The organism is Bryocella sp. (assembly GCF_058498515.1).
The window spans coordinates 1-14,679 of record NZ_JBMHYI010000057.1; the positions used below are offsets into that span (position 1 = coordinate 1).

General features: G+C 63.8%; 12 protein-coding genes. 3 read left to right on the top strand and 9 right to left on the bottom strand.

Annotated elements, in window-relative coordinates; all coding sequences use genetic code 11:
* The first annotated feature begins 185 nt into the window (after positions 1–185).
* Entirely contained in the window at positions 186–644 is a 459-nt protein-coding gene (locus tag AC5E6W_RS17025) for an REP-associated tyrosine transposase (RefSeq protein WP_491753525.1), read from the top strand.
* A gap of 101 nt (positions 645–745) precedes the next feature.
* On the opposite strand, the gene tyrS is transcribed toward AC5E6W_RS17025, so the two are convergent.
* The gene (tyrS, locus tag AC5E6W_RS17030; RefSeq protein ID WP_491753526.1) at positions 746–2,077 is read right to left on the bottom strand and encodes a tyrosine--tRNA ligase; all 1,332 of its coding nucleotides are present in this window, start codon (positions 2,075–2,077) and stop codon (positions 746–748) included.
* A gap of 60 nt (positions 2,078–2,137) precedes the next feature.
* Here tyrS and AC5E6W_RS17035 point away from each other — a divergent pair, with 60 nt between their 5' ends.
* Positions 2,138–2,398 carry a DUF3253 domain-containing protein gene (locus AC5E6W_RS17035; RefSeq protein ID WP_491753527.1) on the top strand — a complete coding sequence of 87 codons (261 nt, stop codon included), beginning with the start codon at positions 2,138–2,140 and terminating at the stop codon, positions 2,396–2,398.
* Positions 2,399–2,526: 128 nt separating this feature from the next.
* Positions 2,527–2,937: an MmcQ/YjbR family DNA-binding protein gene (locus AC5E6W_RS17040; RefSeq protein WP_491753528.1), complete on the top strand. Its 411-nt coding sequence runs from the start codon at positions 2,527–2,529 to the stop codon at positions 2,935–2,937.
* 244 nt (positions 2,938–3,181) lie between these two features.
* On the opposite strand, the gene AC5E6W_RS17045 is transcribed toward AC5E6W_RS17040, so the two are convergent.
* From AC5E6W_RS17045 to purF, 8 genes are all read right to left on the bottom strand, one after another.
* Positions 3,182–4,279, bottom strand: a complete 1,098-nt coding sequence (locus tag AC5E6W_RS17045) for a 5-(carboxyamino)imidazole ribonucleotide synthase (RefSeq protein ID WP_491753529.1) — start codon at positions 4,277–4,279, stop codon at positions 3,182–3,184.
* Positions 4,279–4,812 (bottom strand): 5-(carboxyamino)imidazole ribonucleotide mutase, encoded by a 534-nt coding sequence (gene purE, locus AC5E6W_RS17050; protein WP_491753530.1) that lies wholly within the window; start codon positions 4,810–4,812, stop codon positions 4,279–4,281. Before purE ends, AC5E6W_RS17045 begins: the two co-directional genes overlap by 1 nt.
* 45 nt (positions 4,813–4,857) lie before the next feature.
* On the bottom strand, positions 4,858–5,304 hold the full coding sequence (locus AC5E6W_RS17055) for a PilZ domain-containing protein (protein WP_491753531.1): 447 nt from the start codon (positions 5,302–5,304) through the stop codon (positions 4,858–4,860).
* 91 nt (positions 5,305–5,395) lie between these two features.
* Positions 5,396–6,739, bottom strand: coding sequence for a phosphoribosylamine--glycine ligase (gene purD, locus AC5E6W_RS17060; RefSeq protein ID WP_491753532.1), 1,344 nt, complete (start codon positions 6,737–6,739; stop codon positions 5,396–5,398).
* A gap of 40 nt (positions 6,740–6,779) precedes the next feature.
* Positions 6,780–7,760, bottom strand: a complete 981-nt coding sequence (locus tag AC5E6W_RS17065; protein WP_491753533.1) for a phosphoribosylaminoimidazolesuccinocarboxamide synthase — start codon at positions 7,758–7,760, stop codon at positions 6,780–6,782.
* Positions 7,761–8,804, bottom strand: coding sequence for a phosphoribosylformylglycinamidine cyclo-ligase (gene purM / locus AC5E6W_RS17070; protein WP_491753534.1), 1,044 nt, complete (start codon positions 8,802–8,804; stop codon positions 7,761–7,763).
* Between the two features lie 87 nt (positions 8,805–8,891).
* A complete protein-coding gene (purL, locus tag AC5E6W_RS17075) occupies positions 8,892–12,806 on the bottom strand; it encodes a phosphoribosylformylglycinamidine synthase (protein ID WP_491753535.1) in 3,915 nt (1,304 codons plus the stop codon).
* A 127-nt stretch (positions 12,807–12,933) separates the two neighbouring features.
* Positions 12,934–14,448: an amidophosphoribosyltransferase gene (gene purF, locus AC5E6W_RS17080; protein WP_491753536.1), complete on the bottom strand. Its 1,515-nt coding sequence runs from the start codon at positions 14,446–14,448 to the stop codon at positions 12,934–12,936.
* Positions 14,449–14,679: the final 231 nt, after the last annotated feature.

The following is a 14,679-nucleotide window of genomic DNA, read 5'->3' on the forward strand; positions in this document are numbered from 1 at the left end:
TCTCCACCCTTAAACCGAATCACAAACTCCGCACGCTGCTCCAGCACCCCAACTTGCCTCCACGGCATCCCAACACCCCCAGATCAAACTCGACCTGTAAAGGATGTCCTGATAACAACCCTTAAAGCATGTCATGAGACTGAACAGCCCTAAGATGAGAGGGGCTTTAGCCCCTGAGGAACCGCATGCCGCCGCGCAGAGAACCGTTTCGGCAAGCCGAGCCAACGTACTTTGTGACCTTCGTGACGGCTCAGCGGCAATGCTTCTTTCGTCACGAGCGCTGGGCGATTCTTCTACTCAACCAGATTGAGCGCCATCGGGTGGAGTTCGATCTACATGACTTCGTGATCATGCCCGATCATGCGCATCTCCTCCTGAGTCCTCACGTCGCGCTGGAGCGGGTCGTTCAACTCATCAAGGGAGGCTTCTCGTTCAACGCGAAGCGAGCCTTTGAGTGGAAGGGCGATATCTGGCAGCCGGGGTTTTCCGACCATCGCATCCGAGACCATGAGGATTACGTGGCCCACATTGAATACATCCGCAAGAATGCAGCGAGCCTGGGAGAAGGCAAGCGGCGCTTCGATGGAGCCAGCTGCACGTTGGAGCTGGCCCCGGAACCTCAGGGGCTAAAGCCCCTTTTATAGGGCGTCCCCAATGGCGGGGCTGAAGCCCCGCCCTGACAAAGCCAAAGCGGCCGCCGCAGCCCGAAGCCAAAGCCGCTGCGAGAGCACGAAGGAGATGTTGCCTACTCCCAGCGCACTCTTACGCTGCGCTTGCCGAGGCGGAGGTTGGGGGCTTCGCCTAGAGTCTCTTGTGTGGCAGTCGTGGCGGAGGTTTTCTCGCCATTCACGCTCACGGCGTTTTCTTTGAGCTTCCGTTGAGCTTCGCCCTTCGAGCTGGCTAGTCCAGCCAGAACCAGCAGCGTCGGTAGGTGGAACGGTTGCTGATCGACGGGCATGGTGTTGATTCCGTCCGTCGTGAAGTTGGATCGAGCATGATGTCTTCCGATGCTGACTTCCGGTACATCCTCGCTTACGCCCTTCTGCTGGAACATCATCGTCCAGCCTTCGGCGGCGGCATCGGCCTCTGCGGCCGAGTGGAAGTCTTTCGTGATCGCGTAGGCGAGGTTCTTCTTGGCCTGCATGGGGTGCAGGGCGCCGCTGGCTACCTCGGCCTGCATGGCGTCGATCTCGGATTGCTTGAGGTCCGTGAGGAAGACCCAGTACTTCCACATCAGCTCGTCGTTGATGCTCATGAGCTTGCCGTACATCTCGCTGGCGGGCTCGTTGATGCCGATGGCGTTGCCGAGCGACTTGGACATCTTCTGCACGCCGTCCAGACCTTCGAGGATGGGCGTCATGAGGACGATCTGGGGCTTCTGGCCGGCGTCGCGCTGGAGGTCGCGGCCGCGCATGAGGTTGAACTTCTGGTCGGTGCCGCCGAGTTCGACGTCGCATTTCAGCATCACCGAGTCGTAGCCCTGGACCATGGGGTAGAGCAGCTCGTGGACGCTGATGGGCTGCTCGGCCTGGAAGCGCTTGTGGAAGTGCTCGCGCTCCAGCATCTGCGAGACGGTGGCCTTGGCGGCGAGGCGGATCATGCCTTCGAAGCCGAGCTTGTCCAGCCACTCGGAGTTCCAGCGGACCTCGGTCTTGTCTCTGTCCAGGATCTTGAAGACCTGCTGCTGGTAGGTGGCGGCGTTCTGCAGGATCTCTTCGCGGGTCAGCGGCTTGCGGGTGACGTCCTTGCCGGTGGGGTCGCCGATGAGGGCGGTTGCGTCGCCGATGAGGAAGATGACCGTGTGGCCGAGCTGCTGGAAGTGGCGCAGCTTGCGCATCAGCACGGTATGGCCCAGGTGCAGGTCGGGCGCGGTGGGGTCGAAGCCAGCCTTGATGCGGAGGGGCACACCGGTCTTGCGCGAGGCTTCGAGCCTGGAGGGAAGAGCGTCGGGAGCACCGGAATCGGCGGCAGGGATGAGTTCGGCCGCGCCCTTGGTGATCAGGTCGAGCTGGTCGGCGACCGGAGCGAAGGGGAATGGGGTAGACGAATGTGGGATTGTGGCTGGGTTCTCGGACATGGTTCCCTCCAAAGTATAGAGAACCCGCGACGGCACGTCTGCCGGAGGTCCCGAACCAACGTGAGTGACAGCGGTCAGCAACTGAAGGAAACCATACGCACGCTACTCGGCGCGCGGGGTGACGAAGACGGAATCTGCCCGCGAGACGCTGCCCGCGCCGCCGCAGGCTCGAGCAAACGCGGCGACTGGGAGCCCCTGATGCCGTACGTCCGCGAGGCCGCGCAGGACATGGTCGAGTCGGGCGAGATCGTGATGACGCAGCTGGGCGAAGAGGTCGAGGTCTACAGGGCCCGCGGGCCGGTGAGTCTGGAGCGGCCGTAAGAGCCAGGGACAAGTGATGAGGGTCAAGGGACGAGGGCCAAGTGGGTCTTGTCGCTTTCTACTTCGCACTTGCCACTTGCGATTGCTTTTCCCATACTTTTGCCATGGATGTGGAACGCGCACGCGCGATGCTGCTGAAGCTGCCGCACGTCGCCGAGACGATGCAGTGGGGCGACAACCTGGTCTTCTGGGTGGGCGATAAGGCGATTGGCGGGAAGATGTTCGCGCTGATCAACCTGAGTGCCGACGCTCATGGAGCGATCAGCTTTGCGGCCGGGCCGGAGCGATTCGCGGAGCTGGTCGAGATAGAAGGCTTCTGTCCCGCGCCGTACCTTGCACGAGCGCACTGGGTAGCGGCGGAGCGCTGGGAGCTGCTGCGATCGAGCGAGTGGCAGGCGGAGTTCACCAACGCGCATGGCATCGTCCACGCCAAGCTGACGAAGCGCACACGCGATGTGCTGATGCTGTCTGCGACGCAGCAGAAGAGGCTTGTTGCAGAAGGCCGCAAGAAGGCTGCTGCGAAGGGACACTCGCGGTGAAGACGCTAGGAAACGGCAAACGCTAAGGACGCGGAGTACGCAAAGGTGCGCAGCGAGATCCGTGGCGTAGCTTTGCGTACTCTGTGGCCGTTGCGTTTGCCGTTCGTGCGCGCAATCCAGGAAATACGGTGCTAGAGCCTTTCTCCTGCGGGTGTAGCTGGAGGCTCGAACTTGATGGGCGTTTTCCCCAATGAAAACGCCACTGCACGCCACTCCCGGGATAGCTAGCAACAGGAGAAATGCTCTAGACGAAGGTCTCGCCGTGGTTCAGGCGGCGTTCCCACTCGGCGATGGTCTCTGCGTACTCGGCGAAGCAGGTGAGGTGGCCTACTTTGCGGCCGGGGCGGGCGGCCTTGCCGTAGTCGTGCCGGAAGAGCTCGGGAAACCTGGCGGTCTCTTCGAGGGGAGGCATGGCGCCGATGCAGTTCAGCATCACCGTGGGGCGGCTCGTTGTGGCGCCGAGCGCGAAGCCTGCCTCCGGGCCGACGATGGCGCGCAGGTGGTTGGCGAACTGCGAGGTCTCGGAGCCCTCGATGGTCCAATGCCCGGAGTTGTGCACGCGCGGCGCCATCTCGTTGGCGATGAGGGCGCGGCCCGCGGCGAAGAACTCCACGGTGAGCACGCCGACGTACTGGAGCGCGGTGAGGAGCTTGCTCAAATGGGCTTCCGCGAGCGCCTGGAGGCCGACGTCCAGCCACGGCGCTACAGACACGCGCAGAATGCCTTCGCGATGCTCGTTGTGGATGAGCGGGTAGAAGGCGATCTCGCTGGTGACGCTGCGGGCGGCAATCAGCGAGAGCTCGCGATCGAAGGCGACCATGCCTTCGAGGATGCAGGGCGCGCCTCCGGTGTGCGCCCACGCGGCGGCTGCCTCGTCGGGATGGTGAATGCGGACCTGGCCTCGGCCGTCGTAGCCGAGACGGCGGGTTTTGAGGATGCTGGGCGCGCCGATCCACTCGAGTGCCGTGCGCAGGTCGCGCAGGCTGGAGACGGCAGCATACGGGGCGGTGTCGATGCCCTGGGAGCGGAGGAAGTCCTTCTCGTAGAGGCGGTCCTGCGCAATGCGGACGGCGCGTACATTGGGAGCGAGATTGCGCAGGTCTTCGAGGATGGCCGCGTCGACGTTCTCGCTCTCCAGCGTGAGCACGTCGACCTTGTCGGCGAAGGCACGAACTTCCGCGCTGTCTTCCAGGTCGACCTTGAGCACGGGGGCGATCTGTGAGGCGCAGTCGTTGGGCTGGCCTGCACAGAGGATGTCGATGCCGAGGGGTTTTGCGGCTTCGGCGAGCATCAGCGCAAGCTGCCCGGCTCCAAGAATTCCAACGCGAGGACGGCTGCTCATCAGGCCTTGGCGCTCCCCACGGGAAGGTCCATAGCGACGCGAGGGTCGGGATGTTCGAGCACCGAGTCGGTCTGATCCGCCCTGAACTTCGCCAGCTTCGTGGCCAGCGTCGCATCTTCGAGCGCGAGGATCGCAGCCGCGAAGAGTGCCGCATTCTTCGCTCCAGCCTCTCCGATGGCAAAGGTCGCGACAGGGATGCCGCCGGGCATCTGCACGATGGAGAGCAGCGAATCGAGGCCGTTGAGCGTGCGCGATTTTACCGGCACACCCAGCACTGGCAGCGCGGTCTTGGCGGCAACCATGCCCGGCAGATGAGCTGCTCCGCCCGCGCCGGCGATGATGACCTTCAGGCCGCGGCTCTGCGCGGCCTCGGCGTAGCGAAACATCTTATCGGGGGTGCGATGCGCGGAGACCACCTCGGCCTCATGCGCCACGTCCAGCTCGTCCAACAGCTTCGACGCGTGCTCCATGGTGGGCCAGTCGCTCCTGGAGCCCATGATGATGCCGACCAGCGGCTTTTGCGGCGTGTTCACTGCTTCATTGTAGGGAGTGAAGGGACGATTTGCTGCAGAGATTTCCTACAGACCGACGGCCATCGGAGGGTGGTACTCATCCTGTTGCAGCGGGGCATCTCCGGTCCACCGGGGACCACGGTCCATCCCGGGGAGAACGAGCTGATCCGAGCCGCCGGCGGCTTCGATAGCGACCAGAAGCGTGGCGCGCTCGTGGGCGGAGAGCGTCGCGAACGATAGCGCTGCCCTGTAGCCATCGACGCGCACGATGCGACTGCGGATCAGAATGCTGCGGCCCTGCGGAGTCACGATGGAGAGCTGTCCGGTGAGCCACACATCGAGGGGCTGCTGGAAGGTGCCGAGGAGCCCCGAGATGCTCACGTCCGCGGAGTGGCCCGCCACCCGGCCTTCGGATGACAGGAAGACGATGGGCATTCTGAGAGCGACGCGCTCGGCTCGCGGAATGAGGCCGATCTGCTGGGAGTTCTGCGTATTGAACATGACTACGGACATGCGTCGTTCCCTTTCGCCGTTCCGGCGCACGCGCACCCAACGTCCTTGCGCCTGCTTTCTATCGGCCAGTGCTGCGAACTGTTGAGAGCCGTCAGGGACGGATGGCGCGCATGTGTTCCAGGCGCTTTTCGAGGAGCCTCGCGGTGCCGATATCCGCCCGATGGAAGAACGGCCCGGGGATCGTTGCGATGACCTGCTCGGCTACGAGCTCCGCGGCCGCGAGCGTGGCGGCCGTGGCGACCACCGCGACGGTGCGCGAGCCAGTGCTGACGAGGACGCCGTCCACTTCGTCGACCGCGCCAAGATAGAGCCGCGCGCTGATGGGGATCTCCTCGGGCAACCGGACCTGGTCGCCCTTGCGTGGAGCGTCGGGATAGCCTTCGGGCACGACGTACTTGCACACGCTGGCGAGGGGAGCGAACGTGACCGGAACGCCGGCAAGCGTCTGCTCGACGATGCCCCTGCAGATCTCCGCAAAGTCGCTGGTAAGCAGGGTGAGCAGGTTCAGGCACTCAGGGTCGCCGAAGCGGGCGTTGTACTCGATCAGGCGCACGCCATCGCGGGTCGCCATGAAGCCGCCGTAGAGGATGCCCTGGTACGGCGCGCCGCATTCGTCGGCAAGGGCCGCGGCGACCTGCTCGTTGATGCGTTGCGCCGCGGCGATGTCAGCCGGTGTGAGAAAGGGCAGCGAACCATCGGCATCGCTGTAGGTGCCCATACCGCCGGTGTTTGGGCCCTTGTCGTCCTCGAAGGCGCGCTTGTGGTCCTGCACCGCAGGCATGTGCGCAAGGGTGCGGCCGTCGCAGAAGCTGATGAGCGAAAACTCCTCGCCTTCGAGCTTCTCTTCAATGACGAAGGGATGGCCAAGGGCTGCCAGCTCGCGGGAGAAGGCGAGGGAGTCGTCGAGGGTGTGCAGATGATCGCCGCATACCTTGACGCCCTTGCCACCGGCGAGGCCGTCGTCTTTGATGACGTGGCGGCGTTCGTACTGCTGCAGCAGTGCGATCAACTCGGCTTCATCTGCCAACGCTTCGAAGCGGCGGAAGAATGGGTTCCCGGGGATGTCGTACTTCGCGAGCAGGTCGCGGGTAAACGACTTAGAGCTCTCGATGCGGGCGAGCGACTGCGTGGGGCCAACGGTGGGAACACCCGCGGCCCACAACGCGTCCGCTGTGCCGACCGCAAGTGGAGCTTCGGGGCCAATGATGGCGAGGGTCGCGCCGTGCTGCATCGCGAAGGTCGCAATCGGCTCGGCAACACTCATGCTGCCGACGGCGTAAGCCGAACACAACTGTGTGATGCCAGGATTGCGTGCCGAGCCAAAGCAGATCAACTTCGGCAGCGAGGCGGAGCGCGCCAGGGCTTCGGCGATGGCGTGCTCGCGCGCGCCGGAGCCGACGATCAGGATCGTTTGATTCGATGTCGAAAAATTCATGATTCGGTTGCTTTGATCTCGAAGTATTGCCGTCGAAGAGTTATGCCGCGCCGTTCAGGGCTACCAGGATCGTGGGCTCCAGCGGCCTAAGGTCAGGCTCGAAACTTGTGCCCGTGATGCGTTCGAAGAGCTGGATGTAGCGTGACGCGAGTTCCGCGATGAGATCATCCGGAGGCGTGGGCAACACCGCGTCTTTGTACGGATCGCAACGTTCGCGAAACCATAGCCGGAAGAACTCTTTATCGATCATGTCCGGCTCGCGGCCTTCACCTACGCGGTGCTCATAGCTCTCGGCGATCCAGTAGCGGCTGGAATCGGGCGTATGCACTTCGTCGATCAGCAGGATCTCTCCTTCGGGCGCAACGCCGAACTCGTACTTGGTGTCGACGAGGATCAGTCCATGCTCGGCGGCGATTTTCTGGCCGAAGGCGAACAGCTCGAGAGCGGTCTTCGAGGTGTGTTCCCATTCCGCCGCCGTGAGCCAGTTCTCGGCGAGAATTTCTCCGGGTGTGATGGGCCTGTCGTGCGTGGCTTCCTTGGTAGTCGGCGTGATGATGGCGTGCGGCAGCGGCTGGTTCTTGCGCATGCCTTCCGGCAGCGTCAAGTCTCCGAAGCTGCGTTCGCCTGTGCTGTATTTGGTCCAGATGCTGGTATCGGTCGAGCCGGTGAGGTAGCCACGCACGACAAACTCAATGGGAAGCACGCGGCACTTCTTCGCCAGCAATGCGTTCGCATGGGGCGAGCTGATCACGTGGTTCTTTGCGATGTGCTTCGTCTGCTCGAACCACCAGAGCGAGGTGCGATTGAGCACCTGGCCCTTGTACGGGATCGCGCCGAGATTGCGGTCGAAGCCCGACTGGCGGTCGGTGGTGATCAGCAGCAGCTGTCCATGCGGATCGCCGGGCGTGAGGTCGAAGGTGTCGCGCACCTTGCCGTTGTACTTCTTGCCCAGCTCGAGGCTGGTGGCCTTCAGGCATTGTGGAATCGCGGCGATGAGGTCAGCCTGCGTTAGTGTCGACATCTATGCCTCGCCTTCAAGCGCGGTGTGATCGAGGCCCGCCTCGACCTTACCGATCTTCCAGACATGGAACGGAGCGAAAACCTCGCGCAGCGCCTCAAGCTGGCCTGCGGGCGCGATCACGGCGAGCCCGATGCCCATGTTGAAGACCTTGTGCATCTCCTCGCGGTCCAGCTCGCCGAGCTTCTGCATCATCGCGAAGATGGGCTGCGGCTCCCAGGTGTGGATGTCGATGCGAGCTCCTAAGCCTTTAGGAAGAACGCGCGGCGTGTTCTCGACGAGGCCGCCGCCGGTGATGTGCGCCATGCCTTTGATGGGGATCTTCGCGTCGAGAGCGCGGCGAATCGGGGCTACGTAGTTTGCATGCGGAGCCAACAACACCTCGGCAAGCGTGCGGCCACCGAGTTCCGGCGGGGCATCGTGGATGCCATGCTTTGCGACGTCGAAGAGCAACTTGCGCGCTAACGACCAGCCATTGGTGTGCAGGCCGGAGCTCTGCACTCCGTAGATCACGTCGCCCGCAGTGATGGTCTCGCCGGTGAGGACTTCATCGCGCTCGACGATGCCGGTGACGAAGCCGACCACATCGAGGTCGCCCTTCGAATATACCGAGGGCATCTCCGCAGTCTCGCCGCCGACGAGCGAGATGCCGGCTTCGCGGCAGGCATCTGCCATGCCGCTGACGAGCTGCTCAATCTGGATGGGGTCCACGTGATGCACGCCGATGTAGTCGAGGAAGGTGAGCGGGCGGGCGCCCATGACCGCGATGTCGCCGGCGACGGCGGCTACAAGGTCGCGGCCGAGGTCGTCGAACTTGCCTGCCATGACGCTGACCAGCGTCTTGGTGCCGACGCCATCGGTGCTCTGCACCATTACGGGATCGCGATACGGCGCGAGCGCGTCCTTGAGCGAGAAGAGGGTGCCAAACGAGCCAAGGCCCGTGAGGACGGCGGGAGAATGCGTGCTCGCAGCGTGCGAGCGAATGCGGCGGACGGCCTCGTTGCCGGCCTCGATATCAACGCCTGCGGATTTGTAGTCGATGGGCATGAAGGACAGTGAGTAGTGAATAGTGAGTAGTGAGTAGAGGACGCGCCCTCAAGACTAAGAGCTAAGAACTAGCGGCTAACGGCTGCTTCAATCAACCCACTTCCTTGCATTATCGAACATGCGCTGCCAGGGGCTGTTGGTAAGCGAACGCGTCCAGGAGTGGTTGAGGCCTTGCGCGATGCGTTCGGGGTGCGGCATGAGGATGAGCGCGCGGCCATCGGTTGAAGTGAAGCCTGCGGCTGCGTTGGCGGAGCCGTTGGGGTTTAGCGGATAGTGCTGCGTGGGGTTGCCGTAGGTGTCGATGTACTTGATCGCGATCGTCGCATCGGGCGCAGCGGCTGCGTAGCCTTCGCCATGCGAGACGACGATGGGAGCGCGGCCGCCGACCATGCCGTCGAAGAAGAGCGAGTTGGTCGCGGTGATCTCGGCCATGCAGAGGCGGGCTTCGAAGCGTGCGGAGATGTTGCGTGTGAACAGTGGCCAGTGCGACGCGCCGGGAATGATCTCGCGCAGCTGCGCCATCATCTGACAGCCATTGCAGACGCCGAGAGAAAAGGTGTCCGGCCGCGCGAAGTAGGTGGAGAACATCTCCGCGAGCTGTTGGTTGAAAAGGATGGTGCGTGCCCAACCGGAGCCTGCGCCGAGCACGTCGCCGTAGCTGAAGCCGCCGCAGGCCGCGAGACCCTGGAAGCTCGCGAGGTCTTCGCGCCCACTGAGTAGGTCGCTCATGTGCACGTCGACGGCTTCGAAGCCAGCGCGATCGAAGCTGGCGCCCATCTCGACCTGGCCGTTGACGCCCTGTTCGCGCAGGATGGCGACGCGTGGCTTGGTGAGGTTGAGATAGGGCGCGGCGATGCTCTCGTTGATGTCGAAGGGGACATCGATGAAGAGGCCTGGTCGAAGCTCATCGTCGAGGAGGGCGAACTCTTCGGCGGCGGTGGCGGGGTTATCGCGCAGGCTCTGGATGTGGAAGCTGGTCGACGCCCAGAGCTTGTGCAGCGTGGTGCGCTCGGATGTGTAGAGAAGATTGCCGCCCTGGAAGATGCTGAGGGTGTTGTTGCAGTCGGTGACACCGATGAGGCTGGCGCTGATGCCGGCGGCGATGAAGGCCTCTAGGACGGGCACGATGTGCTCGCGGTCGATCTGGATGACGGCGCCAAGCTCTTCGGAGAAGAGGGCTCCGAGAGTGTCGCGGCCGATGTTGATCTCGAAGCCGCTCTGGCTGGCGAAGGCCATCTCAAGTAGCGTGACGAGAAGGCCGCCGTCGCTGCGATCGTGATACGCGAGCAGGACGCCTTCGCGATTGAGGCGCTGGATGATTTCGAAAAAGGCCTTGAGCTTTGCGGGCTCGGGAGTGTCGGGGGTCTCGCCGCCCGTGCGGTCGAAGGCTTGTGCGAGGGCGCTGCCGCCAAGGCGGTTGCGGCCTTCGCCGAGATCGATGAGGAGCAGTGGAGAGCCGTCGTCGAGCATCTGCGGCGTGAGCGTGCGGCGGGTATCGGCGACAGGAGCGAAGCCGGAGACGATGAGCGAGAGCGGAGCGACGACACTCTTCTTTTCCCCATCCACGCTCCATGTGGTGCGCATGGACATGGAGTCCTTGCCGACGGGGATCGTCATGCCGAGCGCGGGGCATAGCTCCATGCCGACGGCATGCACGGCATCGTAGAGCGCCTGGTTCTGGCCAGGCTCGCTGGCGGCGGCCATCCAGTTGGCGCTGAGCTTGATGTCGGAAAGCTTGTCGATGGAAGTACCGGCGAGGTTCGTGATGACCTCGCCGACGGCCATGCGGGCGCTGGCGGCGGCGTTGGTCACCGCGAGCGGTGTGCGCTCGCCGATAGCCATGGCTTCGCCGGTGGTCGAGCCGAACGCGGTCATGGTCACCGCGCAGTCGGCCACGGGGACTTGCCAGGGACCGACCATCTGGTCCTGCACGGTGAGGCCGCCGACCGTGCGGTCGCCGATGGTGATGAGGAAGCTCTTGGAGGCTACGGAGGGCACCTGCAGCACGCGGGCAATCGCGTCCTCGAGTTCGATGCCGGAGAGGTCGAGCGGCTCGAACGCGGTGTTGGTGCGGGTGAAGTTGCGCTCCATCTTGGGTGGCTTGCCGAAGAGGACTTGCAGCGGAAGGTCGATGGGTGTTGGGGCTGAGGGTCCAGGGCCCAGGGCCCAGGGTTCAGAAGACGCGGCGGCGGCGCTGTCGCTGTCGGTGAGCACGAGGCGGGGCTCGTTGGTGGCGTAGCCGACGATGGCGAAGGGGCAGCGCTCGCGCTCGCACAGGGCCGCGAAGGCCGCAAGATTCTCGGGAGCGACGGCGAGGACATAGCGCTCTTGCGATTCGTTGGACCACAGCTCGAGCGGGCTCAGGCCGGCTTCGCCGCGCGGGACGCGGGCGAGATCGAACGTGCCGCCGAGCTTACCATCGCCACCATCCTTCACCAGCTCGGGAAAGGCGTTGGAGAGGCCGCCAGCGCCGACGTCGTGGATGAAGGCGATCGGATTTGCGTCGCCCTGCTGCCAGCAGCCGTCGATGACTTCCTGCGCGCGACGCTCCATCTCGGGGTTCTCACGTTGCACGCTGGCGAAGTCCAGCTCGGTGTTGCTCGTGTTCGAGGAGGAAGCTGCGCCGCCGCCGAGGCCGATGAGCATTGCCGGACCACCCAGCGCGATGAGCGCGTAGCCGGGCTGCATTGCGCCCTTGTCTACGTGCTCCGTACGGATATTGCCGAGGCCGCCGGCGAGCATGATGGGCTTGTGATAGCCGAAGACTGTGCCGTGATGCTCTTGCTCGAACGTGCGGAAGTAGCCGCAGAGATTGGGGCGACCGAACTCGTTGTTGAAGGCGGCTGCGCCTAGCGGGCCTTCGATCATGATGTCGAGCGGCGAAGCGATGTGTGCGGGGCGCGATGGCGTGCGCTCCCACGGCTGCGGACCCTGCGGCAGGTTGAGATTGGAGACGGTGAAGCCGGAGAGGCCGGCCTTGGGCTTGGCGCCGCGGCCGGTTGCGCCTTCATCGCGGATCTCTCCGCCGGAGCCGGTGGCCGCGCCGGGAAAGGGCGAGATCGCAGTGGGGTGATTGTGCGTTTCGACTTTGCAGAGGATGTCGATCTGCTCGTCGTGCGCGGCGTAGACACGCGTTGCAGGATCGGGAAAGAAGCGTCCGCCACGCGAGCCTGTGATGACCGCGGCATTGTCCTTATAGGCCGAGAGAACGCCTTCGCTCGACTGCTCGTAGGTGTTGCGGATCATGCCGAAGAGGGACTTCGGCTGTCGCTCTCCATCGATAGTCCAAGAGGCGTTGAAGATCTTGTGCCGGCAGTGTTCGCTGTTGGCCTGCGCGAACATGTAGAGCTCGACGTCGGTGGGGTTGCGGCCGAGGCGTGTGAACTCGGCGACGAGGTAAGCGATTTCGTCGGCGGCGAGTGAGAGGCCGAGCGTGCGGTCGGCTTCTTCGATGGCCGCTGCGCCGTGCGCGAGCACATCGATGTGGGTCAACGGCTCAGGCTCGCGTGGCGTGAAGAGCGTGCGCATCGCAGCTTCCTCGGCGAAGACGCTCTCGGTCATGCGGTCATGCAGCGCGGGAGTGAGAGCGTCCAGGTCGGTTGCACCGGAGATCGCGATCACGCGGCCGCGTTCGATGCGTTGTACCGCAGTGAAGCCCGTGTTGTGCAGGATGTCGGTGGCCTTCGACGACCAGGGCGATTGCGTGCCCATGCGCGGGCCGATGTAGACGTGCTGCGAGGCGGTGAGATCCGCGCGGGCGGGTGAAGGACCCGTCTCAAGGGCATCGAGGTCGAGCAGCTCGTGCAGGCGAGTCTCATCCAGGCGCGCGTCTTCAGGCAGCTGCAGTAGATAGAGATAATGCGCTGCGACTGCGGTGACGGCGGGATCGATCTTCTGCAGGCGTCCTAGCAGGCGCGCGGCCTCGAACTCCGTCAGCGCGGAGGGGCCGGGGAGGATGCGGACGATGGAGGCGCCAGTGGCTTCAGCGATCGCGACGGGCATGGGTGGTCCGTGTCCAATCTTCGAGGGGTTCGCGTACTGCGTTGCGAGTTCGAGCGGAAGCAGGTCGCTCGCTTCGCTCAGGAGGTCGATTCTCTCAACAGTGTTCGTGGCCCTTGTAGCGAAAGAGCTACACCTGTGCCGTCAGGTTGCGTTCGATGTGGTCCTGCACATCGCGCGAGACCTTGGCGGTGTCGTTGCGCTGCTTCTCAAGTCTTGCCAGGTACTCCTGCGTGACATCGCCGGTGACGTACTTGCCGTCGAAGACGGAGGTGTCGAAGTAGGTCAGCGCCGGGCAGGCTTCGGTGATCGATTCCTTGAGGTCCTCGAGGTCCTGAAAGATGAGCTCGTCGGCGCCGATGTCCTTCGCGAGTTCGTCCATGGTCTTGCCGTTGGCTACGAGCTCCGAACGCGCGGGCATGTCGATGCCATACACGTTGGGGAAGATCACCGGAGGTGCGGCGGAGCAGACGTAAACATGCTTCGCGCCTTGCTCGCGGACCATCGCGACGATCTCGCGAATGGTGTTGCCGCGCACGATCGAGTCATCGACCAGCAGAACGTTCTTGCCGTAGAAGACCTGCGGGATGGGGTTGAGTTTGCGGCGGATGGAGGCCTTGCGCTGGGCCTGGCCGGGCATGATGAAGGTGCGGCCCACGTAGCGATTGCGCACCAGGGCATCGCGATAGGGCTTGTTGAGCCGGGTGGCGATCTCCTGCGCGGCGATGCGCGAGGTCGAAGGGATGGGAACCACAACATCGATGGCGATGTCGGGCCATTCGCGTTTGATCTTGGCTGCGAGCTTGGTGCCCATGTTCACGCGGCACTCGTAGACGCTGGCGCCATCGAGCACGCTGTCAGGCCGCGCGAGGTAGACGTACTCGAAGAGGCAGGGAGCCTTATCGCGGGCCAGCAGGCTGGCATGCTGATGCACTTCGCCATCGAGCGCCACGAACAACGTTTCGCCGGGAGCGAGGTCGTGGTCGATCTTGAAGCCGGCCACCTGCAGGGCCACGCTTTCGCTGGCGACCATGTACTCGGTACGGCCCTGGCTATCCACGCGGGTGCCGAAGATGAGTGGGCGGATGCCGTTGAGGTCGCGGAATGCCACCATGCCCACGCCTGCGATCATCGCGATCACAGCGTAGCCGCCGTGACATCGGCGATGCACTTCTTCGACTGCGGCGAAGATGTCGTACTCGTTCGGGTGCACCGCGCCACGCCGCACCAGGGCGTGGGCGAAGACGTTGAGCATCACCTCGCTGTCGGAGGTGGTGTTCAGGTGGCGCATGTCGGTGACGAAGAGGTCCTCGACGATGTCGGCGACGTTGGTGAGGTTGCCGTTGTGTGCGAAGACGATGCCGTACGGGGAGTTTACATAGAAGGGCTGCGCCTCGGCGACCGACGAGCAGCCGGCTGTCGGATAGCGCACGTGGCCTACGCCGACGGTGCCCAGCAGCCGCGCCATGTTATTCGCGTCGAAGACGTCCGTGAGGAGGCCGTTCCCCTTATGCAGGTAGAAGCGGTCCTCGAAGAAAGTGGCGATGCCCGCGGCGTCCTGCCCGCGGTGCTGCAGCATGGACAACGATTCGTACAGGGTGTGACTGACCGGACTATTCCCGATGATTCCAACGATTCCGCACATAGTTCCTCAACAGGGTTGGGCGCATTTTGCGCACTCGAAATTGCACCGCTGGATTGGATTGCTGGGGTGCGGGAGAGGGTTCATGCCCGTAACTAAGGATAACAGGCGGGGGAGGGGCAGCAGAACAGCTGAGGAGCAGAACAGCTGAGTAGCGGAATAGCAGAACGACAGAACAGCCTGGCGCTGACTCCCTGTGATGGAAGGCAAGCGCAACTGAATCAGTGGATTGTG

What these genes read in the sequence shown, in the direction of transcription:
- AC5E6W_RS17040 (WP_491753528.1), top strand. Translation starts at nt 2,527, where the DNA reads ATGCTGCTGAAGCTGCCGCACGTCGCCGAGACGATGCAGTGGGGCGAC.
- purM (WP_491753534.1), bottom strand. Translation starts at nt 8,804, where the DNA reads ATGCCCATCGACTACAAATCCGCAGGCGTTGATATCGAGGCCGGCAAC.
- AC5E6W_RS17025 (WP_491753525.1), top strand. Translation starts at nt 186, where the DNA reads ATGCCGCCGCGCAGAGAACCGTTTCGGCAAGCCGAGCCAACGTACTTT.
- tyrS (WP_491753526.1), bottom strand. Translation starts at nt 2,077, where the DNA reads ATGTCCGAGAACCCAGCCACAATCCCACATTCGTCTACCCCATTCCCC.
- purF (WP_491753536.1), bottom strand. Translation starts at nt 14,448, where the DNA reads ATGTGCGGAATCGTTGGAATCATCGGGAATAGTCCGGTCAGTCACACC.
- AC5E6W_RS17065 (WP_491753533.1), bottom strand. Translation starts at nt 7,760, where the DNA reads ATGTCGACACTAACGCAGGCTGACCTCATCGCCGCGATTCCACAATGC.
- AC5E6W_RS17045 (WP_491753529.1), bottom strand. Translation starts at nt 4,279, where the DNA reads ATGAGCAGCCGTCCTCGCGTTGGAATTCTTGGAGCCGGGCAGCTTGCG.
- purD (WP_491753532.1), bottom strand. Translation starts at nt 6,739, where the DNA reads ATGAATTTTTCGACATCGAATCAAACGATCCTGATCGTCGGCTCCGGC.
- AC5E6W_RS17055 (WP_491753531.1), bottom strand. Translation starts at nt 5,304, where the DNA reads ATGTCCGTAGTCATGTTCAATACGCAGAACTCCCAGCAGATCGGCCTC.
- purL (WP_491753535.1), bottom strand. Translation starts at nt 12,806, where the DNA reads ATGCCCGTCGCGATCGCTGAAGCCACTGGCGCCTCCATCGTCCGCATC.